The organism is Corynebacterium stercoris, assembly GCF_024160105.1.
GTDB classification, from domain to species: Bacteria; Actinomycetota; Actinomycetes; order Mycobacteriales; family Mycobacteriaceae; genus Corynebacterium; species Corynebacterium stercoris.
In genome coordinates, this window is the sequence record NZ_JAMFTQ010000001.1 from 1 (window position 1) to 22,730 (window position 22,730).

The 22,730-nt window shown below is 66.3% G+C and carries 22 protein-coding genes and 2 pseudogenes; 7 read left to right on the top strand and 17 right to left on the bottom strand.

Going from position 1 to position 22,730, the window contains the following annotated elements:
* Positions 1-296: 296 nt before the first annotated feature.
* From rpsO to M5J20_RS00015, 3 genes are all read right to left on the bottom strand, one after another.
* Positions 297-566, bottom strand: coding sequence for a 30S ribosomal protein S15 (gene rpsO, locus M5J20_RS00005; RefSeq protein WP_253575179.1), 270 nt, complete (start codon positions 564-566; stop codon positions 297-299).
* Between the two features lie 98 nt (positions 567-664).
* The gene (locus M5J20_RS00010) at positions 665-1,627 is read right to left on the bottom strand and encodes a nucleoside hydrolase (RefSeq protein WP_253575180.1); all 963 of its coding nucleotides are present in this window, start codon (positions 1,625-1,627) and stop codon (positions 665-667) included.
* A gap of 34 nt (positions 1,628-1,661) precedes the next feature.
* Entirely contained in the window at positions 1,662-2,639 is a 978-nt protein-coding gene (locus tag M5J20_RS00015) for a bifunctional riboflavin kinase/FAD synthetase (protein ID WP_253575181.1), read from the bottom strand.
* Positions 2,640-2,683: 44 nt separating this feature from the next.
* On the opposite strand from M5J20_RS00015, the gene truB reads away from it, so the two are divergent.
* On the top strand, positions 2,684-3,577 hold the full coding sequence (gene truB / locus M5J20_RS00020) for a tRNA pseudouridine(55) synthase TruB (RefSeq protein WP_253575183.1): 894 nt from the start codon (positions 2,684-2,686) through the stop codon (positions 3,575-3,577).
* A gap of 4 nt (positions 3,578-3,581) precedes the next feature.
* Here truB and M5J20_RS00025 read toward each other — a convergent pair whose 3' ends face one another.
* The 9 genes from M5J20_RS00025 to rimP form a co-directional block, all read right to left on the bottom strand.
* Positions 3,582-4,235 (bottom strand): 4'-phosphopantetheinyl transferase family protein, encoded by a 654-nt coding sequence (locus M5J20_RS00025; protein ID WP_253575185.1) that lies wholly within the window; start codon positions 4,233-4,235, stop codon positions 3,582-3,584.
* On the bottom strand, positions 4,235-5,041 hold the full coding sequence (locus M5J20_RS00030; protein WP_253575186.1) for a metallophosphoesterase family protein: 807 nt from the start codon (positions 5,039-5,041) through the stop codon (positions 4,235-4,237). The genes M5J20_RS00025 and M5J20_RS00030 overlap by 1 nt, the downstream gene beginning before the upstream one ends.
* 19 nt (positions 5,042-5,060) lie before the next feature.
* Positions 5,061-6,404 (bottom strand): MATE family efflux transporter, encoded by a 1,344-nt coding sequence (locus M5J20_RS00035; protein WP_253575187.1) that lies wholly within the window; start codon positions 6,402-6,404, stop codon positions 5,061-5,063.
* Positions 6,405-6,407: 3 nt separating this feature from the next.
* Positions 6,408-7,382 carry a DHH family phosphoesterase gene (locus tag M5J20_RS00040; RefSeq protein ID WP_253575188.1) on the bottom strand — a complete coding sequence of 325 codons (975 nt, stop codon included), beginning with the start codon at positions 7,380-7,382 and terminating at the stop codon, positions 6,408-6,410.
* Between the two features lie 9 nt (positions 7,383-7,391).
* Positions 7,392-7,835 (bottom strand): 30S ribosome-binding factor RbfA, encoded by a 444-nt coding sequence (gene rbfA, locus M5J20_RS00045; protein WP_253575189.1) that lies wholly within the window; start codon positions 7,833-7,835, stop codon positions 7,392-7,394.
* A 153-nt stretch (positions 7,836-7,988) separates the two neighbouring features.
* On the bottom strand, positions 7,989-10,946 hold the full coding sequence (gene infB / locus M5J20_RS00050) for a translation initiation factor IF-2 (protein WP_253575190.1): 2,958 nt from the start codon (positions 10,944-10,946) through the stop codon (positions 7,989-7,991).
* A gap of 132 nt (positions 10,947-11,078) precedes the next feature.
* On the bottom strand, positions 11,079-11,420 hold the full coding sequence (locus M5J20_RS00055) for a YlxR family protein (protein WP_253575191.1): 342 nt from the start codon (positions 11,418-11,420) through the stop codon (positions 11,079-11,081).
* Between the two features lie 103 nt (positions 11,421-11,523).
* Positions 11,524-12,531, bottom strand: a complete 1,008-nt coding sequence (gene nusA, locus M5J20_RS00060; protein ID WP_253575193.1) for a transcription termination factor NusA — start codon at positions 12,529-12,531, stop codon at positions 11,524-11,526.
* A 3-nt stretch (positions 12,532-12,534) separates the two neighbouring features.
* Positions 12,535-13,077 (bottom strand): ribosome maturation factor RimP, encoded by a 543-nt coding sequence (gene rimP / locus M5J20_RS00065; protein ID WP_253575195.1) that lies wholly within the window; start codon positions 13,075-13,077, stop codon positions 12,535-12,537.
* Positions 13,078-13,108: 31 nt separating this feature from the next.
* Here rimP and M5J20_RS00070 point away from each other — a divergent pair, with 31 nt between their 5' ends.
* Positions 13,109-13,933: a hypothetical protein gene (locus M5J20_RS00070; RefSeq protein WP_253575196.1), complete on the top strand. Its 825-nt coding sequence runs from the start codon at positions 13,109-13,111 to the stop codon at positions 13,931-13,933.
* Positions 13,934-14,077: 144 nt separating this feature from the next.
* A pseudogene (locus M5J20_RS00075) lies at positions 14,078-15,395 on the top strand (IS3 family transposase).
* Between the two features lie 228 nt (positions 15,396-15,623).
* On the opposite strand, the gene M5J20_RS00080 reads toward M5J20_RS00075, so the two are convergent.
* Positions 15,624-17,423 (bottom strand): proline--tRNA ligase, encoded by a 1,800-nt coding sequence (locus tag M5J20_RS00080; RefSeq protein WP_253575198.1) that lies wholly within the window; start codon positions 17,421-17,423, stop codon positions 15,624-15,626.
* Positions 17,424-17,455: 32 nt separating this feature from the next.
* Here M5J20_RS00080 and M5J20_RS00085 point away from each other — a divergent pair, with 32 nt between their 5' ends.
* The 4 genes from M5J20_RS00085 to M5J20_RS00100 are packed head-to-tail and all read left to right on the top strand — an operon-like array spanning position 17,456 to position 20,373.
* Positions 17,456-18,208: a YaaA family protein gene (locus M5J20_RS00085; protein ID WP_253575199.1), complete on the top strand. Its 753-nt coding sequence runs from the start codon at positions 17,456-17,458 to the stop codon at positions 18,206-18,208.
* Positions 18,209-18,222: 14 nt separating this feature from the next.
* The gene (locus M5J20_RS00090) at positions 18,223-18,957 is read left to right on the top strand and encodes a DUF1648 domain-containing protein (RefSeq protein WP_253575202.1); all 735 of its coding nucleotides are present in this window, start codon (positions 18,223-18,225) and stop codon (positions 18,955-18,957) included.
* Between the two features lie 4 nt (positions 18,958-18,961).
* Positions 18,962-19,642, top strand: a complete 681-nt coding sequence (locus tag M5J20_RS00095) for a thermonuclease family protein (protein WP_253575204.1) — start codon at positions 18,962-18,964, stop codon at positions 19,640-19,642.
* A gap of 2 nt (positions 19,643-19,644) precedes the next feature.
* A complete protein-coding gene (locus M5J20_RS00100) occupies positions 19,645-20,373 on the top strand; it encodes an NAD-dependent deacylase (RefSeq protein WP_253575206.1) in 729 nt (242 codons plus the stop codon).
* Here the strand turns inward: M5J20_RS00100 and M5J20_RS00105 are convergent.
* The 4 genes and pseudogenes from M5J20_RS00105 to M5J20_RS00120 all read right to left on the bottom strand — a co-directional run bounded on the left by M5J20_RS00105 (position 20,370) and on the right by M5J20_RS00120 (position 22,665).
* Positions 20,370-20,625: pseudogene (locus M5J20_RS00105) on the bottom strand (Txe/YoeB family addiction module toxin). The gene M5J20_RS00100 and the pseudogene M5J20_RS00105 sit on opposite strands and share 4 nt — an antisense overlap.
* Positions 20,625-20,876: a type II toxin-antitoxin system Phd/YefM family antitoxin gene (locus M5J20_RS00110; protein WP_253575208.1), complete on the bottom strand. Its 252-nt coding sequence runs from the start codon at positions 20,874-20,876 to the stop codon at positions 20,625-20,627. The pseudogene M5J20_RS00105 and the gene M5J20_RS00110 overlap by 1 nt, the downstream one beginning before the upstream one ends.
* Before the next feature lie 71 nt (positions 20,877-20,947).
* On the bottom strand, positions 20,948-21,547 hold the full coding sequence (locus M5J20_RS00115) for a response regulator (protein ID WP_253575210.1): 600 nt from the start codon (positions 21,545-21,547) through the stop codon (positions 20,948-20,950).
* Positions 21,547-22,665, bottom strand: a complete 1,119-nt coding sequence (locus M5J20_RS00120; protein WP_253575212.1) for a sensor histidine kinase — start codon at positions 22,663-22,665, stop codon at positions 21,547-21,549. Before M5J20_RS00120 ends, M5J20_RS00115 begins: the two co-directional genes overlap by 1 nt.
* Positions 22,666-22,730: the final 65 nt, after the last annotated feature.

Consider the following 22,730-nt stretch of genomic DNA (forward strand, 5'->3'; position numbering starts at 1 on the left):
GAAAGGCTAACCACACACCCAGGTAAGGGCTATACAACCCTGGCAGAGCGACGCGCTCTAGCCACAGCTATCTAACAAACACGACTAGATGGCCACAGAGGTTCACAGGAAAGCCGCAGTCCCCAGGAGGGGGTTCTGCAGCGACGCGGTAATTCTCTGCAGCCCAGGGGCCGCAACTGGAGCTCTCAGCACCACCCAAGCCGCAACTGGAGCTCTCAACGCCACCCAGGGCCCCAGCCCACACAAAAACGCCCGCTCCCCCAAAAGGGAACGGGCGCTTCGAGAAAGCTTTGCGCTTAGCGACGCAGGCCGAGGCGAGCGATCAGGGAACGGTAGCGCTCCACGTCGTTCTCGCGCAGGTACTTCAGCAGGCCGCGGCGACGACCAACGAGCAACAGCAGACCACGACGGGAGTGGTGATCGTGCTTGTGGTACTTCAGGTGCTCGGTGAGGTTGTTGATGCGGTCGGTCAGCAGCGCAACCTGAGCCTCCGGGGAACCGGTGTCGGTCTCGTGCAGGCCGTACTCCTTGAGGATCTCGGCCTTCTTCTCAGTGGTCAGTGCCATGAGGATTCTCCTTGGTTATTTCAGTCCGCACTTCGATCACGGCCCCGACAGACTGCTGCGAACCGCAGTCGATGAAGGCGCAGGGCCGAGGGGAGATACTACCGGGCGGCGGTGCCGGCAGCCAAATCCGTCAGGCGGCGCATCAGCTCTGCGAGGAAGCGCTCCACATCGACGCCGACTGCCACGTGGCCGGTCTTCACCGGATCGTTGAGGCGGGTCTCGTCGCCGATGGTGCGGCCGCGGGTTTCGCCCTCAGTGTCTGTCTTCAAGTTGATGTCCAGGGTGGTCACCAGCGACGGATCCACCGCCACGCCCACAGCCAGCGGGTCGTGCAGGCCGCAGCCGCCCAGGTATGGAGCGATTTCGTCGTAGGCGCCGATGTAGTAGTTCGTCGCCGCCGCAAGGAAGTCGCCGCCGACGGTGCCCAGGGCCTCCCACTCGGCGGTCTCTTCCTTGGTTAAAAGGGTCTGCAGGGTGACATCGAGGCCGATCATGGTGATGTCGCGGGCGTTGCGGAACACCAGGTCCGCCGCCTCTGGGTCCTGGTTGATGTTGGCCTCCGCCCACGGGGTGACGTTGCCAGGGACGGTGAGCGCGCCGCCCATGTTGACGATGTGCGCGTTGGCTGCGAACTCCTCGTCCGCCTCCATCGCGGCTGCCACGGTGGTCAGCGGGCCGACAGGGACAATTACCAGGTCGTCGCCGTACTCGCGCACGGACTCCACCATGAAGTCCACGGCGGACTTCGCCTCGACCTGACGCTTGGCGTCCGGGATCTGAGCTTCGCCAATGCCGTTCTTACCGTGGATGAACTGGGAAATCTCCAGCACCTCGAAGCTTTCCTTCGCGCGGGCGTGGTCGGGACCCGCGAAAACGGGAACGTCGGTACGCCCGAAAAGCTCCAGGATTGCCAGCGCGTTGCGGGTGCCGGTGGGTACGAGCACATTGCCGTAGGTGCCGGTCACGCCGATGAGTTCGAGTTCTTTGGAACCGAGGGCGTAGGCGATTGCGAGGGCATCGTCGATGCCGGTGTCAACGTCAAGGATAATTTTGCGGGTCATGGCACCCGACTCTACTTGCGTGCCGCGCGAGCTCTCAGCGCTGCACCCCGAGGATCTCTCGGATCCGTGTCACGTCGCGGGCCATGTGCTCCAGCAACTCGTCGACAGAGTCGAATTTGGCCATGTCGCGGACCTTCTCGACGAATTCGACGCGGGCCATGCGGTCGTACAGGTCGGCGTCGCGGTCCAGAATGTAGGACTCGACGCTGCGGCGCGCGTCCCCGAACGTCGGGTTGGTACCCACCGAGATCGCCGCCGGGTAGCGCACGCCGGGCTCCATGTCGCCGTCGATGGGTGCGTCGTCGATAATCGTCAGCCAGCCGGCGTACACCCCGTCGCCGGGTAGCGCGGACGCTTCGCTGACGTACTGGTTTGCCGTCGGATAGCCCAGCTCGCGCCCGCCGCGCCCGGCACCGCGCTCGATGGTGCTGATCACGGAGAACGGCCGGCCCATGTAGTCGGTGGCCACGTCGATGTTGCCGCCTGCGAGCTGGTCGCGGATCGCGGTGGAGCAGATGCGCACGCCGCCGTCGCCAAGCAAGCCCACGATGGTGACGTCCACGCCGTAGCGTTCGCCGAGCTGCGCCATCGTTTCCGACGTGCCCGCGGCATCTTTGCCGAAGGTGAAGTTCTCCCCCACTAGCACGTGGCGGGCGCCGAGCCGGTCGACCAGAACCTCGCTGAAGTACTGCTCCGGGCTGTCGCCGGCAAGCTCCTCACGGAAGTCGATAACCAGCAGCGTGTCCACGCCGAGCGCCGCAATGTGGCGGGCGCGCTCCGCAAGCGGCGTGAGTTCCGCCGGGGCGGAATCCGGGGCGAAGATGGTCCGCGGGTGGGGGTCGAACGTCATCACCACGCACGGCAGGCCCAGCTCTCGGGCCGTATCCACAGCCTTGGAAATCAGCAGCTGGTGGCCGCGGTGCACGCCGTCGAAGACGCCGATGGTGACCACGGTGCCTCGGCCAGCAGCGAAGTCGCCGGGGATGGAATCGAGGCCGCGCAGAATATCCACGTGGCATAGAGTACGTCATCGGCTCTCAGGCATACTGATCTACCATGACGGACCCGCTCGCTACCTCTGGAATCGTCGTCGTGGACAAACCCGCCGGCATGACTAGCCACGATGTGGTGGCCAAGCTGCGCCGCGCGTTCGGCACCCGCAAAGTAGGCCACGCCGGGACGCTCGATCCCATGGCAACCGGCGTGCTCGTCGCCGGCATCGAACGCGGCACGAAGCTGCTCGCCCACCTCGTCGCCGACGATAAGTTATACGAAGCGACGATCCGCCTCGGTGCGTCCACTACTACCGACGATGCGGAGGGCGAGGTGCTCACCACCGCCGACGCGTCCGGCATCGGCGACGAGGCGATTCGGGCGAACGTCGAAAAGCTCACCGGCGACATCATGCAGAAGCCGGCCAGAGTGTCCGCCATCAAGATCGACGGCAAGCGCGCCCACGAGCTGGTCCGCGAGGGCGCGGAGGTGGACATTCCCGCCCGCCCCGTGACCATCCACACCTTCGACATCCTGAACACCCGCCGCGCGGGTACCGCCATTGACCTGGACGTGCGCGTGCACTGCTCCTCCGGCACCTACATCCGCTCGCTCGCGCGCGACCTCGGCGCGCAGCTCGGCGTCGGGGGGCACTTGACCGCGTTACGACGCCTCAGTTCCGGCCACTTCGCCATCGGCGATGCCCGCACGCTGGAGGAACTTCAAGACAACCCGGCGCTGTCCCTCACAATGGACGAGGCGCTCACCCGCGCCTGGCCGGTCCTCGCCGTGACGCAGGAGGAATACGACGCCCTGGCTATGGGCAAGTGGCTGGACACCCGCGGGCTCAAGGGCGTGCACGCCGCGCAGGGGCCGGACGGCCGCGTCGTGGCGCTGGTGAAGGAGCAGGGCAAACGCTTGGCGACGGTCTTTGTCGCCCGCCCCTCAACCCTTTAGCGCGTCACTCTAGGAACGCGGACGCGATGACGTAGCCGCCGCGGACCACCCAGCGGCCCTCGAAGAACGGGGCCGGGGTCGGCCGGGCGAGGAGGAGCGCTGTGAACGTGCCGTCGGAACGCAGGTCGATCTCGGCCTCGTCGAAGCCCAGCCAGCGGCGCGTGAGCGGGAACCAGCACTTGTACGTCGCCTCCTTGGCGCAGAACAGCAGGCGGTCGGCCCATTCGTGGCCGTCTTCCTGCATGCGCCGCACAGTGCGCAGCTCCTCCGGGCGGGCGATCTGGTAGATCACGCCTTCCGGCAGCGCGTCGGCTGGCTCCGCGTCGAGGCCCATGGAACGGATGTGCCTTGTCGGCGCGGCGACGGCGGCGCGGAAGCCCTCCGTGTGGGTCAGCGAGCCGGTGAACCCCTTCGGCCACAGCGGCATGCCGCGTTCGCCGCGGAGGATGGCTTCTTTCGTCGTTAAGCCAAGTTCCTTGAGCGCTTGGTGCGCGCACCAGCGGGCGTCGCCGAACTCGCCCTTGCGTAGGTCGACAGCTCCGCTGACCTGCTCGCGCTCGCTGGGCAGAAGCTCCCGGTAGTTGGTGAGGTCCTGGGCATCGTCGTTGCGGAGGTACACCACGCGCGCGGCGGCCGGGAAGAGGGACGCATCCTGCATCACTGTGTCACCTCCATCACCGGGTACGGGAACGGGATGGGCGGGTGCTGCCGCGGCTGCCACTCGCGCGGGTAACCGAGGGAGACTTCAATGTGCTTCACGCCGTCGATCTGCATCACGCCCGGCATGTGCAGGTGGCCGTAAATCACGGCTTGGGCGTTGTAGCGCTGCGGCCAGCTGCGGGTGTGGCGAGTGCCGCACCACAGCGCCACCTCGCTCCACCGCATCTTCATCGTCGGTTCCTGGACCAGCGGCCAGTGGTTGATCAGCACGGTTGGTCCGTCGATGCGCGAGAGGCGCTTGGTGGTGTACGCCAGGCGGTCCCAGCACCAGGCGCGCACGTCGACGAAGGGGGCGATGGCGAACTCATCCGTCATCACAATGTTGCGCACGCGCGCAGCGTCCACCGCTTCCTCGACGCTCATGCCGGGGCCGCGGAAAGAGTAATCGTAAAGCGTGAACAGCGGCGCGATGGTCACTCCGCCGAACACCGGGTACGGGTCCTCGGGCGTGATCACGCCCATCTCGCGCATGGATTGCACCAGCGCGGTGTACTTGTCGCGGCCGCGGTAGCGGTCAGCCGAGCGGGAAAACAGCTCGTGGTTGCCCGGAACCCAGATGACGGTGTCGAAGCGCTCAACCAGCTTCGCCATGACGCGGACGATCAGGTCGTGACGTTCCGCCACGTCGCCGGCCACGATGAGCCAGTCCGACGGGTCGGCGGGCTGGATGGCATCGATGCACGGCGTGTTGGCCTTCACGGCCGCGTGCAGGTCGCTCACCGCCCACAACGTGGTGGTAGTCATGCATATCTTCCTAGCACAGTCAGTTTTCGCCCGTGCGCGCCCACCGCATCGAGCGGAAGCGCACCACGTCGCCGACGAGGCGCATGACTATCGACGCAAGGTGGCCAGCCCAAATGCCCGTCAGGCCCCACCCGAAGTGCATCGACAGCAGGGTGACGGGCACGAACGCGCCGAGCACCGACACAATGGTGAGGTTGCGCAGGAAGGCTGCGTCGCCAGCGCCGAGCATCACGCCGTCGAGGGCGAAGACCACGCCGCCGGCCACGATCATGGCGATGAGTAGCCACCACGGGACCGCGAGCTGCTGGAATACCGCGGCGTCCTGGGTGAAGATCCCCTGGATCGGCCGCGCCAGCAGCGCGAAGACGGTCGCGAGCGCCAGCCCGAAAATGACCGAATACCTGGTTGCCTGCTCGCCCACCGACTTCGCGCGGGTGACCTGGCCGGTGCCGAGTGCGGCGCCGGTCAGCGTCTGCGCGGCGATCGCCATGGAATCGAGCACCAGCGTGAGGAAGTTCCACAGCTGCAGCATGATCTGGTGTGCGGCCAGCACCGCCACGCCGAAGCGGCCCGCCACGGCGGCCGCCGCGAGCAACGAGATCTGGAACGACATGGAGCGCAGGATCAGATCACGGCCAAGGACCAACTGCTTCGAGATCACGGACCACTGCGGCGCCCAGCCGCCGGGCGCACCGGCGCGGGAGTGCTCCCGCACGAGCACTACGAGAAAGAGCGCCGCGGCAATGCCCATCCCAAGCACGTTCGCCCACGCCGAGCCGACGAGGCCGAACCGGTCCACGGCAAACGGTAGGAGGATGGCGCCCGGTACCAGGCCGCACAAGGTGAGCTTGAACGGCAGTTTGGTGTTCTGCACGCCGCGCATCCAGCCGTTGCCGGCCATGATGATCAAGGTCAGCGGGATGGCGATCGCCGCGACCCGCATCCAGCGCGCGGCCTCGAGGCTGGTGGCGTAATCGTTGGTCAGCCACATCGCCAGCGGCTGCGCGAACTGCCAGATGAGGGACGCGAGCGCGAGGCCGACGAAGACGGCCACCCAGGTGGCTTGGACGCCCTCGTACACGGCGTCGTCACGCTTGCCCGCGCCGTAGAGCCGGGAGCTGCGCGCGGTGGTGCCGTAGGACAGGAATGTGAGCTGGGTGGTCACCGTCGATTGGATCGCGGTGCCGGCTGCAAGCGCCGCGAGCTCGCCGGTACCGAGGCGACCGACCACCGCCGTGTCCAGCAGTAAGTAGAGCGGGTTTGCCGCCAGCACGCCCAGGGCCGGCAGTGCGAGGGCGAATATCTGGCGGGGCGTGACGGCCGCGGCGCCTGCCTGGAGGTCTGTGTCGTGCCGTGTTGACATCGTTTACAGCGTCCGCAGGGCGCCGAGCAGCTCGCGGGTGATCATGTCCTGGGTGCCGTGCGCCGAGTAGCCGGCCGCCGGGATATGGCCTCCGCCGCCGAGGGCCTTGGCCACCTGGGATACGTCGATGACGCTGGAGCGCAGGCTCACCGCCCAGTAGCGCGGCGCCTGCTGCTTGAACACCACACCCACATCGCTGCCCTGCAGCGCGCGGGCGTACTCGATGATGGATTCCACCGCGGTCTGGCTCATTCTGGCCAGCGCCTCCGCCGGGATGGCGATGATGCTCACTGTCAGGCCCTTCTCGCGGAACGTCTGCATGTCCGCCAGCACGGAACCCATGATCCTCAGGTCCAGCGCGCTCATGGAGTCCATGAGGTCCAGCGCAATCTGGCGGGTGTCCAGGCCGTAGGTCATCAGCTCTGCGGCGAGCACGTGCATGCGCGGCGTGCCCCAGCGGAAGTTGCCGGTGTCGGTGACAAGGCCCGCGTACAGGCAGTACGCAATCTCCTCGTCGAGGTCCACACGTAAGTGGCGCAGCAACTCGCGGATGATCGTCGTCGTCGACTCCGAATCGATGACCAGGTTCGTCGCGCCGAAGCCCGGGTTGGTCTCGTGGTGGTCGATGACAATCACGCGCTCACGGTCCGCCGCGATGCTGTCGGCCAAAAGGCCGGTGCGGTCGAGTGAGGCACAATCGACGGTGACCACCAAACCGTCGCCAGGAAGCGACGCGCCGTACGTAATCTCGTCGACACCCGGCACCGTCGCCAGATTGGCGGGGTGCGGGTACGTCTGACCGATGAAGACGTCGGCATCGACGCCGATGCGGCGCAGCCCCGCGGCCAAACCGCAGGCGGAACCCACGGCATCAGCGTCGGGCTTCACGTGCGCAACCACAGAAACCTTCGCGGCGCCGCGCAAGGTGTCGGCGATGGCGGCGAACGCCGCCCTCTCGCCCGGGAACATACACTCCATCCGCGTGCGTTACTCCTCGCTCTCGCCGCGCGTCCGGTACGGGTTGGACTCGCCCGCCGGCTTCGCGTTCGCGCGCAGGCGTGCCGTCTCCTCGTCGCGCGCGCGGGCGCGGTTCAGAAGCTCTTCCATGCTTGCCGACGTCTCTGGCACGGTGTCGTGCTCGAACTTGATTGTCGGGGTGAAGCGCACGCCCAGCTGATCGCCGACGATCTTGCGGATCTGGCCGCGGGCGCGGTTGAGTGCCTCGGCAGCCTGATCCAGGTCGGGCTCGTCGTTGATGCCCTTGCCCCGGACGGTGTAGTAGACGGTGGCATCGTGCAGATCGCCGGTGACGCGCACGTCCGTGACAGTCACCAACTCCAGGCGCGGGTCCTTGACCTCGCGCTCGATCGCGGTGGCCACGATCTGCTGGATCTGCTTCGCCAGGCGCTGCGCGCGCGGGTTCTCAGCCATGAGCGTCTCCTTTTCCTCCGGGGGTGCAAGCGTGCGTCGATAAGCGTGGAGCTCAAGCGACGCGCAAACCTTACCCATCGTAGCGCCTCAGCCCAAACGCACACACCCCGCGCCCAAGGTGAGCGCGGGGTGGGGCATCAGGCTTGACGACGATTAGGTGCGGGGCACCTCAACCATCTCGTACGCCTGGATACGGTCGTCGACCTGGATGTCCGGGTAGGACAGGACCATGCCGCACTCGTAGCCCTTGGCGACTTCGGTGACGTCGTCCTTCTCGCGGCGCAGCGACTCGATCGTCGCGTCCGGGGTGATGACGTTGCCGTCGCGCACGAGGCGCACCTTGACACCGCGCTTGACCTTGCCCTCGGTGACCATGCAGCCGGCGATGAGGCCGACGGCGGACGCCTTGAAGATTTGGCGAATCTCGGCCTCGCCGAGCTCGCGCTCCTCGTAAATCGGCTTGAGCATGCCGCGCAGTGCCTGCTCGACCTCCTCGATGGCCTGGTAGATCACCGAGTAGTAGCGGATCTCGACGCCCTCGTTGTTGGCCTCCTCGGTGGCCTTGCCCTCGGCGCGGACGTTGAACGCCACGATAACGGCGTCCGACGCAGCCGCGAGCAGGACGTTGGTCTGGGTGACAGCACCGACGCCGCGGTCGATGATGTTCACCTCCACCTCGTCGTCCACCTCGATCTTGAGCAGGGCCTCCTCGAGGGCTTCCACCGAACCGGCGTTGTCGCCCTTGAGGATGAGGTTGAGCTGGTTCGTCTCCTTGAGCGCCTGATCCAGGTTCTCCAGGGAAACGCGCTTCTTGGAGCGGGCCTGCACTGCGGCGCGGTGGCGGGCGTCACGCTGCGCAGCAATCTGGCGGGCGACGCGGTCATCCTCGACCACGAGCAGGTTATCGCCCGGGCCGGGCACGCCGTTGAGGCCCTGGACCTGGACCGGGCGGGACGGGCCCGCCTCTTCCACGTCGTTGCCCCACTCGTCCACCATGCGGCGGACGCGGCCGAAGTTGCCGCCGACGACGATGGAATCGCCGACGCGCAGCGTGCCGCGCTGCACAATCACAGTGGACACCGGGCCGCGGCCGCGGTCCAGGTGGGACTCGATGGCGATGCCCTGCGCATCCATGTCCGGGTTAGCGGTGAGCTCGAGCGCCGCATCCGCAGTCAGCAGGACGGCCTCGAGCAACTCGTCAATGCCGGTGCCCTGCTTCGCGGAGATGTCGATGAACATCGTGTCGCCGCCGTACTCTTCCGGCACCAGCCCGTACTCGGTGAGCTGGCCGCGGATCTTGTCCGGCTGCGCCTCCGGCTTATCAATCTTGTTCACCGCAACCACAATCGGCAGGTCGGCAGCCTTCGCGTGGTTGATGGCCTCCACGGTCTGCGGCATCACGCCGTCATCCGCGGCAACCACCAGGATCGCCAGGTCGGTGGACTTCGCACCACGGGCACGCATGGCGGTGAACGCCTCGTGGCCCGGGGTATCCAGGAAGGTGATCGTGCGCGGCTCATCCTCCAGGGTCACGGTGGTCTGGTACGCACCGATGCCCTGGGTGATGCCGCCGGCCTCGCCCTTACCCACGTTCGCGTTGCGGATGGAGTCCAGCAGGCGGGTCTTACCGTGGTCGACGTGACCCATGACGGACACCACCGGCGGACGCTGCTCGAGCATCTCCTCGCCGCCGATGTCCTCGCCGAACTGGAGGTCGAAGGACTCGAGCAGCTCGCGGTCCTCATCCTCCGGCGAGACGATCTGGACCTCGTAGTTGATCTCAGCGCCCAGCAGCTGCAGCGTCTCCTCGGAGACAGACTGCGTCGCCGTCACCATTTCGCCCAGGTTGAACAGCGCCTGCACGAGGTTCGATGCCTCGGTACCGATCTTCTCGGCGAGGTCGGACAGGGTCGCACCCTGACGCAGACGCACCGTTGCGCCGCCGCCATCCGGCAGGCGAACGCCGCCGATGACGTTCGGTGCGTGCATCTCCTCGTACTCGTTGCGCTTCTGGCGCTTCGACTTACGGCCGCGGCCGGGCGCACCGCCCGGACGACCGAAAGCACCTGCGGTACCGCCGCGACGGCCGCCGCGACCACCGCGGAAGCCATCGCGCGGACCGCCGCCCTGGCCCTGACCCGGACCACCCTGGCCGCCACGGCCGCGGCCCGGTCCGCCCTGGCCCCCGCGGCCGCGCGCGGCGTTGGCGGACTTGGACGGCATCTGCGTCGGCGACGGGTGCGCGGCCATATCGGCAGGCGACGGACGACCGCCACCCGGACGCGGAGCCGGACGACCCTGACCTGCGCCTGCGCGCTGGCCACCCTGACCCTGGCCCTGGCCACCCTGGCCCGGGCCGCGCCCGCGACCGGCGCCCTGCTGCGGGCCGCGGCCGCCACCCGGACGCGGGGCCGGACGGCCCCCGCCGGTGTTGGACGAGAACGGGTTGTTGGCAACGCGCGGACGACCGCCCGGCTTGGGCATCGGGCGCGGCATCGCACCCGGGGTCGGGCCGCCCTCGGCAGCCTTCGGAGCACCCGGTTTGGGAGCGTTAGCTGCCGGCTTCGGCGCACCGGGCTTCGGCGCGTTGTTTGCCGGCTGTGCGGGCGCAGCCGGCTTTGCAGCACCCGCCGGTTTCGGTGCACCCGCCGGCTTCGGGGCGCCAGGCTTTGCGGAGGCAGGGCGCGGAGCGCCGGGCTTCGCTGCCTGCGGCTTTGCGGCCTGCGGCGCGGCCGGCGCGGCAGGTTTTACACCTGCGGGCTTCGGGGTGCCAGGCTTCGCTGCCCCGCCCGCCGGCTTCGGAGCCTGCGGGGTTGCAGGCTTGGGCGCTGCAGGCTTCGGGGCACCCGGCTTGGGGGCGCCGGGCTTCGGGGTGCCAGGCTTCGGCGCGGCTGCGCCAGTGGCGGGCTTAGCTGCCCCGCCCTTCGCGTCGCCGTCGCCGGAACCGCCCTGGCCTTCGTAGTAGGCCTTCATCTTCTTCACCACCGGCGGTTCGATGGTGGAGGAAGCGGTCTTAACAAACTCGCCCTGTTCCTTCAGGGTGGCGAGGAGTTCCTTACTTGTTACGCCGAGCTGTTTTGCCAGTTCGTGAACGCGTAGCTTTCCGGGCACGTGTCTCCTTGTTGGTTTTTCCAGGAGCAGTGCCCATTTCGCGCCTACGTGTCACGTGGACGTGAAAGGTGCCTGCTCCTAGAGCTGGTCAGTGACTTTCATCGCTGATGCTGCTTCATGGTCGCGTACTCATCAGTGTTCGGTCTTCCTATCGTCGTGTGGGTCGTTTCCTGCGTGCGTCTCCCGCGCAGCGAGGTACGCACGTACTTGACTCACGTCCACTGGCGTGGACAGGCGGAGCGCCCGAGCAAACGCTCGGCGTTGCTCCGCCAGCTCTAACGCTTCCAGCGTGGGAATAATCCACGCGCCGCGTCCAGGCAGGTTGCGGCGCGGGTCCGGAATGATCCGCCCCGGCGCATCCGGGTCTGCGACGACCCGCAATAGGCGGGTATCGGGCAACTGCTCGCGCGTAGCGACGCATGTCCTGATACGAATCGGACGCGTGCGCCGCCGCGCGGCGTGCTCAGCATCCATTCGCACCTGATCTTGCCCGCGGAACGTGAACCGTTCCACGCTGGTTTTCGGTTTTAAGCCGTTGTCAAGGATACGCCAAAACCCGACAAAACTGTAGTTTCGACTACGCCTGCTCGTCTGCGTCGGAGTGGATGTCAATCTTCCACCCGGTCAGCCTCGCGGCCAGGCGCGCGTTCTGGCCCTCCTTGCCGATCGCCAGCGAGAGCTGGTAATCCGGCACGATCACGCGTGCACTCTGCGCCACAGGGTCCGTCACCGTCACGCTCACAACCTTGGACGGCGCAAGCGCATTGCCGACGTACGTAGCGGGGTCATCCGAATAGTCGATGATGTCAATCTTTTCCCCGCCCAACTGCTCCATGATGTTGCTGACGCGGGCGCCGCGCGGGCCGATGCACGCACCCTTGGCGTTGACACCCTTCACGGTGGCGCGCACCGCGACCTTGGAGCGGTGGCCCGCCTCGCGGGCGATGTTGATGATCTCCACCGAGCCGTCCGCAACCTCCGGCACCTCGAGCGCGAACAGGCCGCGTACGAGTTCTGGGTGGGTGCGCGACAAATTCACGGTGACGTTGCTGTCGCCCCGGTTCACGCCCACGACGTACGCCTTCACGCGGTCGCCGTGGGTGAGCTTCTCACCCGGGATCTTTTCCGCCGGCAGCAGGATGCCGTCCTGCGGGTCCGCTTCGGTACCGAGCTGGACGACGGAAATACCGCGCGCCTCCGCGTTCGCATCACGCTGGACGACGCCCGAAACAACTTGGCCCTCAAAGCCCGAATACTCCGTGTACACGCGGCCCGCCTCGGCGGCGCGCAGGCGCTTCTTGATGGCATCGCGCACAGCAACGGCGCCGATGCGGGAGAAGTTGACCGGAGTGTCGTCGTACTCCGAGAGGACTTCGCCCTCGCCGTCGAGCTCACTGACAATCACGGCGACGTCGCCAGTGTCAGTGTCAATATCCACGCGGGCGCGCTCGTTCTCGCCCTGCGGCGCCTCGCGATAGTCGCGGTACGCCCACAGCAGCGCGCCAGCGATGGTCTGCAGCAGCTCCTCGAACGGGATGCCCTGGTTCTGCTCAATCGCCCTCAGGGCGTTCATGTCAATATTCACTTGTTACCTCTCACCGGCCTCGAGCTTCGAGGCCTCTTCGAACGACAATTCCGCCAGCTCAACCTCGGCGGCGGGCGGCTGGTTGAACTCAATGTCTACCACCGCTGCCGGCAATTCCGAAACCGCGCGCACGACAACCTTCGGGGTCTTCGCACCGGCTTCGACGAGGATGATCTCGCTTTCGCCCTCACGCAATGCCCCGATCCGGAAGGCCTGCTCCCCCACCTTGGCCAGGCGCCCGCGGTTGCGGCGCCAGTGGCGCGGCTGCGTCAGCGGCAGATCCACGCCCGGCGTGGTGACCTCCAGCGTGTAACCGGCGCCGAAATTCAGCTCGCCGGCTTCCTCGGCGGCGTCGAAAAGCTCGCTGAGCTCCTGGCTGACCACCTCAAGCTCGTCGAGCGTCGGGCGCGAATCCGAGTCCAGTGCGACGATGACCTGGGACTTTTTGCCCGCTTTCACGGCGCGCACGTCCTCCACATCCATGCCGTGCGCTTCAGCGACGGGTGCGATGCGGGCGCGGAGTTCTTCGGTTGAAGGAAATGCCATGCGATAAAGCCTATCGTGTAGCGTTTCCCGCGTGAACAAACTCCTCGCCGCACCCGTCGCCGTCGTGCTGGCAGTGAGTCTGGCGGGGTGCACCGTGATGGACATCGTGGGGCCGCGCCCGAACAGGGAGATCATGGCGCTTTCCCGGCAGGCGGCAGCCGACGGCGCGTTGGACGGGGCTTACGGGGAGCTGCGTCGCTTCCACTCGCAGCAGCTTATCGACGAAGCATTGCGGCTCTGCGGCACCCAACCCGACGGCACGGTTCCTTCGAGCTGCGACGTTGACGCTGCCGAGCTTGCGGGCGCGGAGCTGCCGACGGCTGAGTCGGTCGACAACCTGGTTACGGCCACCATTGCCGCGGCTGGCCGCGTGCCCGCCGAATCCGTCGACGTAGTCGTTGCGCAGGCTATCGATGCCGTTGCCGTGGAGGAGGTTGACCTTGAATCGGTCGGGCTCACCGAGGTTGCCGATGAGGCTGCGGTTCTTCGCGCTCGCGAGCTCCTGCTCGCCGAGGACCAGCTGCGCTACGGACTGACTTTTGCACTCGCCTACGCCGACGACGGGCTCCGCGGGCGGATCTATGACCTGCTCGAAGCCTCGCGGGAGCGCGTCGTTGCATTGAAGGCGCTGCTTCCGGAGTCATCTGCGCAATCTCCGGAGCAGATCGACACGCCCGCCGCCTATACATTCCGCGAGCCGGACACCGAGCCCGCATCGACAGAAGAGGCCGCGCAGCTGGTCAGCGACCTGCAACGCGGCCTCGTCGACCAGTGGCGGCTCGCCGCCGCCCAGGCCGACAATGATGCTTGGCGCCGAGACGCGATCTACTTCGCGGCCCACGCCCAGCGGGTGTAGCACTGCGCCAGTTCGCTGACAGCTCCAATCGTGTTGTGCACTGCTCCCCATTAGTTGGACTGAGAGATCGGTACCTGACTAGTGGGGAGTTTCATATGGACAGTGGCAGTTCGTTGTCTGAGGAGCAACGAGAACAGTTGGTGGATCTGTTTGAGCAGGGGTTGGGTTACTTCGCTGCAGCGAATCGCATCGGCGTCTCCCCTCCGGCGGCGCGGACGTTATATCAACGGTACAAACTGCATGGCAGGCTATGTCTTGTGAAGAAACCCACACGGCAGGAGTACTCGTTCGAGATCAAAAAGGAGATCGTCCAACGCAATCTCGCAGGTGAGTCCCGCATGGACCTCGCGCGCGAGTTTGGTCTGTCCTCTCCCCAGCTGGTGTGGAGGTGGGTGTCGAAGTGGAACAGAGATGGTGACGACGCGTTGAAGCCACAGCACAGCAGCGAGCCGGAAAGATCAACACCCAAGCCGGAAAGATCGACATCCACGCCGGCAGGATCGGCCGAGGAGGCCAAGCTGCGGCGGGAGATCGAACGGTTGCAGGCCGAAAACGCCTACTTAAAAAAATTGCGGGACTTGAGGAATCAGGGACGCGCCTGAAGGTCCAGGTGATCGTCATCCTCAAGTCGCACCACCGCTTGGAGTACCTTCTTGCCGCTGCGGGAATGGCCCGGTCAACGTTTTACTACCACCAGAAGCAGCTCAACGAGCCCGATAAATACGCCGATCTGAAAACCGCCATCCGGGAGAGCTTCGAGCGCAACAAACACCGATACGGTTACCGGCGCGTGCTGCTTGACCTGCGCAATCAAGGCTGGGCAGTCAATCACAAGCTCGTCTACAAGCTCATGAAGGAGATGGGCCTGAAGGCCAAGGTGCGCCAGAAGCGGCCGTATAGCTCGTACGTAGGCAAGGTCAGCTTCATCGCCGAGAACACGCTCGACCGCAACTTCACCCCGGAAGCGCCGAACACCGTATTCGTCAGCGATATCACCGAGTTTCGGGTTGCCGGGCGAAAGGTATACCTCTCACCGGTGATGGACTTGTTCGACCACTCGATCGTCGCGCATACTGTCGCGACATCACCAACAACTGCGTTTACTGCAGCCTCACTGGCAGCGGCGATCGATGCATGCGCGCCAGAGCCAGGATGGATGATGCACACTGACCAGGGCATCCAGTACCAGCATCAGTCCTGGCGCAGCCTGATCGCCGACAACGGTGGAATCCAATCCATGTCACGCAAAGGCAACTGTTACGACAACTCCGTCATGGAAAACTTCTTCGGCCACCTCAAAACCGAGATGTACTACGGCGAAGACTTCACCACCGTCGAAGAACTCTCCGAAGCCATCAGTGAATACATCACCTGGTACAACACCGAGCGAATCCAGGAACGACTCAAAGGACTGACCCCAATGCAGTACCGAAACCAAGCCATCAAGCTCAACAGCGCCTAGAATCAAACCAGTCCAACTTTTGGGGGCAAGTGCATTGTGCACTTGGAGCTCTCAGCGTCTGGAGCTCTCAGCGTCAACCCTCTGACCTGCTGGTTTCAATTTGACTCCTGTCCATGACAACGCTGACAGCTCCAACTGACGGCGGGATTGGAGCTGTCAGCGAAGTGGAGCTGTCAGCGCACTGGCAAAGCTGCGCCACGGATCGCGCCTGCAGCCCCGCACCAACCCCTACCCCGCGAGCGGGGCGGTTTCCTTGCGTACCAGCTCGACCACCTGGTCGACGATGCGGTCGGCCGGGACTTCGAGGGTTTCGCCGCCGCGGATGCGCAGCTCCACGATGCCGTCGGCGAAAGAGCGGCCGAGGATCACGAGGAACGGCATGCCGAGGAGTTCGGCATCCTTGAACTTGACTCCGGGCGAGACTTTGGGACGGTCGTCGAAAAGCACTTCGAGCCCGGCGGCGTCGAACTCGGCGACGAGGCGCTCGCCGGCCTCGAGCGCGGCGGCATCCTTGTTCGCCACGGCAACGTGGACCTGGTACGGGGCGATGGCGACGGGCCAGACGAGGCCCTTATCGTCGTGGCGCTGCTCGGCTACGACGGCCATCATGCGGGACACGCCGATGCCGTAGGAGCCCATGGTGGGTACGGCGCGCTTGCCGTTTTCGTCGAGGATCTGCACGTCCATGGCCTCGGTGTACTTGCGGCCGAGCTGGAAGATGTGGCCCATCTCGATGCCGCGGGCGAGCTCGAGGGTGCCGTTGCCGGACGGGGACGGGTCGCCCGCCTTGATCTCGGCGGCCTCGACAAACCCGTCGACGGTGAAGTCGCGGCCGGCGACCAGGCCGACAACGTGCTTCTGCGGGGCGTCGGCGCCGGTGATCCAGCTGGTGCCGTCGACGACACGCGGGTCGGCGAGCACGCGCACACCGTTCGCGGCGAGCGCGCGCGGGCCGACGTAGCCTTTCACCAGGAAGCCGGACTTGGCGAAGTCTTCCTCGCTGGCCAGCTCGAAGGTGGCGGGCTCGAGGGAGGCTTCGAGGCGCTTCTCGTCGAGCTCGCGGTCGCCCGGGATGAGCACGCCGGTAAGCTGCGGGCCGACCGGCTCGCCGTCCTCGCCCACAGCGCGCGGGTCGTCGACCTTGACCACCATGCACTTCAGGGTGTCGGCCGCGGTCACCTCGCGGCCGTCGACGGTCACGCCAGCGCTGTTCGCCCAGTCCACGAGCGCCGCGATGGTCTCGGACGCCGGGGTGTCGTGCTCCACCGGCTCCGGCAGCCCCTCGATGGAACGAGCCGGCGGCACCACAGTGGTCACAGCCTCGACGTTCGCGGCGTAATCGCCGGCGGTGGATACCACGAAGGTGTCCTCGCCATTGTCGGAGTACGCGAGGAACTCCTCGGACGCGGAACCGCCCATGGCGCCGGAGGTCGCCTTGCAGATCTCGTAGCGCAGGCCAACGCGGTCGAAAACACGCTGGTAGGCGGCGCGATGCGCGGCGTAGGACTCGGCCAGGCCCTCATCGGTCATGTCGAAGGAGTAGCTGTCCTTCATCACAAACTCGCGGCCGCGCAGGATGCCGGCGCGGGGGCGCGCTTCGTCGCGGTACTTCGTCTGGATCTGGTACAGCGTGACCGGGAAGTCCTTGTAAGAGCTGTAGAGGTCCTTCACCTGGGCGGTGAACATCTCCTCGTGCGTCGGTCCCAGCAGCATGTCCGCGCCCTTGCGGTCCTTGAGGCGGAACAGATCGTCGCCGTACTCGCTCCAGCGGTTCGTCGCCTCGTAGGGCTCGCGCGGCAGCAGCGCCGGGAAGAGGAGCTCCTGGGCGCCCATCGCGTCCATCTCCTCGCGCACGATGCCCTCGATCTTGCGCAGCGTGCGCAGGCCCAGCGGCAGCCAGGAGTACACGCCCGGCGCAGCGCGGCGTACATAACCCGCGCGCACGAGCAGCTTGTGGCTGGGCACCTCGGCATCGGCGGGATCTTCGCGCAGCGTGCGCAGGAACAGCTCTGACAGGCGTGTGATCATGAGTGCGGATTCTACCGCCTATGGTTTTCACCATGCTGATCGTGCTCCCTCCTTCCGAGACCAAGGCTCCCGGCGGCGAGCCCGACGGCTTGGCCTGCTCCTTCCCCGCCCTCAACCCGGTGCGGACTTCGCTTCTCGACGCTCTTTCCTCCAGCCCCGTCGAACGCATGATGGCCGAGCTGAAAATCCCCGTCGGTAAGCGGGCGGAGGCCGAGGAGAACTTGCATCTGCGCACCGCCCCGGTGATGCCCGCGATTTTCCGCTACACCGGGGTGCTCTACGACGCGCTCGACGCTTCCTCGCTTTCCGACGACTCCTTGCAGCACCTCGCCATCGGTTCCGCCCTCTTCGGTCTGGTGCGCGCGGGCGACATGATCCCGCGTTACCGGGTGTCCGGCGGATCGAAGCTTGCGGGTCGGACGATGCGGTCGTGGTGGGGAACGTCGGTAAGCGAGGCGCTCGCCGGCGCCGCCGAGGAGCACGGCCTCATCGTGGACCTGCGCTCGGGCGCCTACCAGCAGCTCGGCCCCGTGCCTGCCGGTGTGCCGTGCGCGACGGTGCGGGTCGAGAACGTACTTGCCGACGGCACACGGAAGGTGGTCAGTCACTTCAACAAGCACTACAAGGGCGAGCTGGCGCGCGACCTAGCCCTGCTGGCCGGGCGGGAGGGCGGCGCCCCGGGTGTCCGCGATGCGGACGAGCTCGCGGATGCGGCCTCGGAAGCCGGCTTTGATGTCGAGGTGCGCGGCGATGAGCTGACCCTCTTGGTTTCCGCGCAACGCTGATACGGTGCAATCTCATGAAACCCCGCCACGCGTTCACCGCCACCGCCCTTATTTATGCAGCAGCACTGGCGTACGTGTTGTTGCGCTGGGACGCGATTCCGGACCCGGTGGCTACCCACATCGGCATCAGCGGCGAACCCGACGCGTGGCGACCAAAGACGTTTTGGTCGGTCACGGCGGTGACCTGGATCGGCGTGGCGGTATCGCTAGCTATCGCGCTGTGTATGCCGCCGGTCACACTCGCAGACGCGCGCAGGGAGGTACCGCCGACCAGCACGATCCCCTACTCCGCGTCGGCGGCGCGGCGCACCCAAGTGCTTACTGAGCAGACGAACGAAATGCTCGGGTTCGTGCTCGTCGCCACGGCGGTGCTGCTCGCGATGCTGCAGGTGATGATCGTGTTTCCGGAACAGATCCCGTTTTGGCTCTTCGGCGTCCTTTTCGTGGCGTACATGGCGGCGGTTATATGGGTGACAGCGCGCCTGCTTCGGCGCGGCAAGCAGCTGCAGACCGAGATCGCCGCGGACACCGATGAGCAGCGGCGAATCGCGCTCCTGAACTTGAAAGTCTCTGGGATGGGCACGTACCGCGAGCCGGAGGATCCGATGGCGGCGTGCGTCCTGCCGACGGCGCCGGACAAGGTGCAGATCAATACCGCTCACCCGCTGGCGAAGGGCTCCCTCGTCCGCCTTGCCGCGGGCGTGTCGCTGCCGATCGTCGCAATCGCACTGATCATCGTCCTCATCTAAGCCCATGGCATCGAGCAAAGTCACCCGCCCGCGCAGCCGCACCCGCGACCTTGTGAGGCTGCTCCTCGCCATCGCCATCGCAGCAGTCGCGATCACCGCCATCGCGTTCGCTCTGAACGCGTTTCAGGTCGATTCGGAGGCGGCGACCGTGGAGAAAATCGTCGACGGCGACACCATCGACGTCCGCCGGGACGGTGAGACCGTCCGCGTGCGGCTCCTCAATATCGACACGCCCGAGCAGGGCGAGTGCCTCTTCGACGAATCCGTCCAGCGCCTCAGCGAACTCATCCCGCAAGGCAGCCCGGTGCGTCTCGAGTACGACGTGGAACGCCAGGACCGCTACGGCCGCGACTTGGCGGGTGTGTACGTTGACACCCCGGACGGCCACGTCTTTGTCAACGAGCAGATGGTGCGCGAGGGCCTCGCCCGCGCTGTGGAGTACCAGCCCAACACCCGCTACAGCCAGGCCATGACAGCGGCCGCCGCGGAGGCGAACCGGGCCCGCCTCGGCATCCATGGTGTGCCGCCGGCGTGCTTGCTGCCCACGGACGTCGGCAAGCAAGCGCTCGAGCGTTACGAGCGCGACCCGGACCCCTTCTACAAGGCCGTGATGCGCGACGCGGTGGAGCGGACGCCGAACTTCACGTACCGCGAGCCGGCGCTGGCATTCATCGATAGCCTGTAGCCATGCACGAGCAAGCGCGGGAAATTCTGGCAGGCGCAAAGCACATCGAGGTGTTCACGGGCGCGGGGATGAGCGCGGACAGCGGCATCGCCACGTACCGCGACGCGGTGACCGGCTTGTGGGAGAACGTAGACCCGCAGGCCATGGCCTCAATCGACGCGTGGCACCTCGACCCGGAGACCATGTTCGCCTGGTACTTGTGGCGCGCCCATCTGGCGCAGCAGGCGGAGCCGAACGCAGGCCACATTGCGATCGCGAACACGCCCGGCGCGACGGTGACCACGCAGAACATCGACAATCTGCACGAGCGCGCGGGCTCGAAAGACGTGGTGCACCTGCACGGCTCGCTGTTCGAGTTCCGCTGCTCCCACTGCGATGAGCCGTACACCGCGCCCATTGACATTCCCGCCGAGCAGGTGCCCGCCATTACGCCCCCGCAGTGCCCGGTGTGCGGCGGCGCGGTGCGTCCCGGCGTCGTGTGGTTCGGGGAGGCATTGCCTGACGACGCTTTCTTGGAGGCCGAACGGCGCATGAAAACCGCCGATGCTGTGTTGATCGTCGGCACCTCAGGTGTAGTCTTCCCCGCCGCGGGCCTACCACTGATGGCGCACGCGCGGGAGATCCCGATCGTGGAGGTCACGCCCATGCGCACCGATCTCTCCCCCTTGGCCACCGTGGTCGTCGAGGACACCGCGGCGAACGCGCTGCCGCGAATCCTGCCGGCGACCTAGTAGTGGTACCGGGCTTGCAAGATGATGAGATCCTCTCCCTCAACCAGGTAGACAAACCGGTGATCCTGCGTGATCCTCCGTGACCACGCCCCGTCCGCGCCGTACTTCAGCGGCTCAGGTTTGCCGATGCCCTCAAAGGGGGTCGCGGAGAATATCTCGAAGCAACTGATTGATCCGCTTCAGGATTTTTCGATCCTGGCTTTGCCAGTAGGTGTAGTCCTCCCAGGCGTTGGCGTCCCAGACCAGCCGCATTAGGCATCAAAGTCGATATCGTGCTCTTCGACCTTGCCGGCACGCGCATTCTCGTACGCCTCCATCAGCCGGCGGGCGTTCGCCGGCGAGCGAAAAAGATACGCGGTTTCTACCCAGGCCGCATAGTCTTCGGCAGGCATGATGACAACGTTGCCGTGGCGGGACGCTACCTCAACCGGCTCCCGGTCGTCATTGACCTGCTCAATGAGCGGAAAGAACGTGCGTCTTGCCTCGCTCGCGCTCATAGTCATAGCGGCAGCGCTCCTCCGGAATCGGGGAAATGTGGTACCGGATCACGGTACCACCTACCGCGGGCATCAAGCTAGATGATTCGCCGCTGGCGGGCCGCTTCGACGGCTGCGGTGCGGTTGTCCACGCCAAGCTTTGCGTAGATGTGGATGAGGTGCGTTTTCACCGTGGCCTGGGAGATGAAGAGCTGCTCGGCGATCTCGCGGTTGGAGGCGCCGGTCTGCAGCGCCTGGAGAAGTTCTATCTCGCGGGCAGAAAGCGCCTCGTCGGGGCGCATCACACGCTCCGCAAGCACATTCGCCACCTGCGGGGAAAGGGCGCGCTCTCGGCGGGCGGCGCGTAGCACCGCGTCGTGGAGTTCCTCCTCGGGAGCGTCTTTGAGCAGGTACCCCATTGCGCCGGCCTCGACGGCGGCGACGACGTCGGCTTGCGTGTCGTAGGTGGTCAGGATGAGCACGGGCGGACCCCCGGCCGCGGTGAGCCTCCGGGTCAGATCGATGCCGCTTGCGCCGGGCATCTGGATGTCGCTGACCACCAAGTCCACGTCGCCCGGCACATCGGCGGTGCCGTCGGATGCCTCGGCGACGACGGTGATGTCGCCGAAAGAATCGAGCACGGCGCGTAAACCGGCGCGGACGACTGGGTGATCGTCAATAAGCATGATGCGCAGCATTAGTCCTCCTCGATCGGCAGGGTGGCGCCGAGTACGTTGCCCTCCACAGTGAGGGTGCCGCCGATTTCGTCGATGCGGGCACGCAGCCCCTTCAGGCCGAAACCCTCCGGCCCGGTAATGCCGCGGCCGTTGTCGAAGACATCGACAGTCGCTTCGCCGTCCAGCCTATCCACCGTCACCACCGCCAACGACGCGCCGGCGTGGCGCACCACGTTGCTCAGGCTCTCGCGGACCACACGCTCCGCGACCGACGCGGCGGGTTCCGGAAGGTTGACGGCGTTCACGCGCACCTCCAGCGACGATCCGAGCGCGCGCTGGCGCGCCTCAGCGGCGCGGGCAAGGCGATCGATCCGCGCCGTGAGCGGCTCCTCGGCACCTGCGGCGTTGCCGGCGACGAACCGGCGCGCCTCCGCGAGATTGTCGGCGGCGACTTCCCGGATGGTGTGCAGGGTTTCGCGGGCTGGCTGTGCGCCGTCGATAAGCGAAAGCTCCTTGTCCAGCGCGCGGCCGAGGAGCACGATGGAGCTCAGGCCCTGCGCCATTGTGTCGTGCACCTCGCGGGAGAGGCGCGTGCGTTCCTCGGCCACGCCGGCGGCGTGCTCGGCGGCGGCCAGGTCACGCTGAGCGGCCTCGAGATCTGCGGCAACCTTGCGGTAATGCTCCGCATCCGCCCGCAGCGCCTGGTAGGCGTGGACAATGCCGATCGCCATGATTGAACCAATCGTGGGGCCAACCAACCCGCCCATGCCGTTCGCGGGCACGGTCACGCTCAAGGTGTAGGCCAGAAGCCCCGCGGTCACCGCAATCCCCCACCACGCGGGGAGCACGAAACAGGCGACCATGACCAGCGGGAACTCCAGCCACACAAAGCTGGGAGACAGCGCAGCCAGCACCACCCACAGCAAAATCACCGCAGTTAGCCACAGCACCGCCTGCGCTTGCGTGTGGGAATGCCCGCGGTTCTGGTGCACGGTGCCGAAGAGATACACAACGGCGAAGGCTGCCGCGACGGCGACGGTAACCCAGTCTCGCGTCCCGGTGAGCCCCACCACCAGCAGCACGGCAACAAGCACATGCACGCTCACGCGCAGAGTTGCCATGATGCGGTTTGTGGTCATGAGCGCAACCCTAGCGCCGCTCGGCTGCCCGCTAATCAACCGATCGGTTGATTCACTTTTCAACC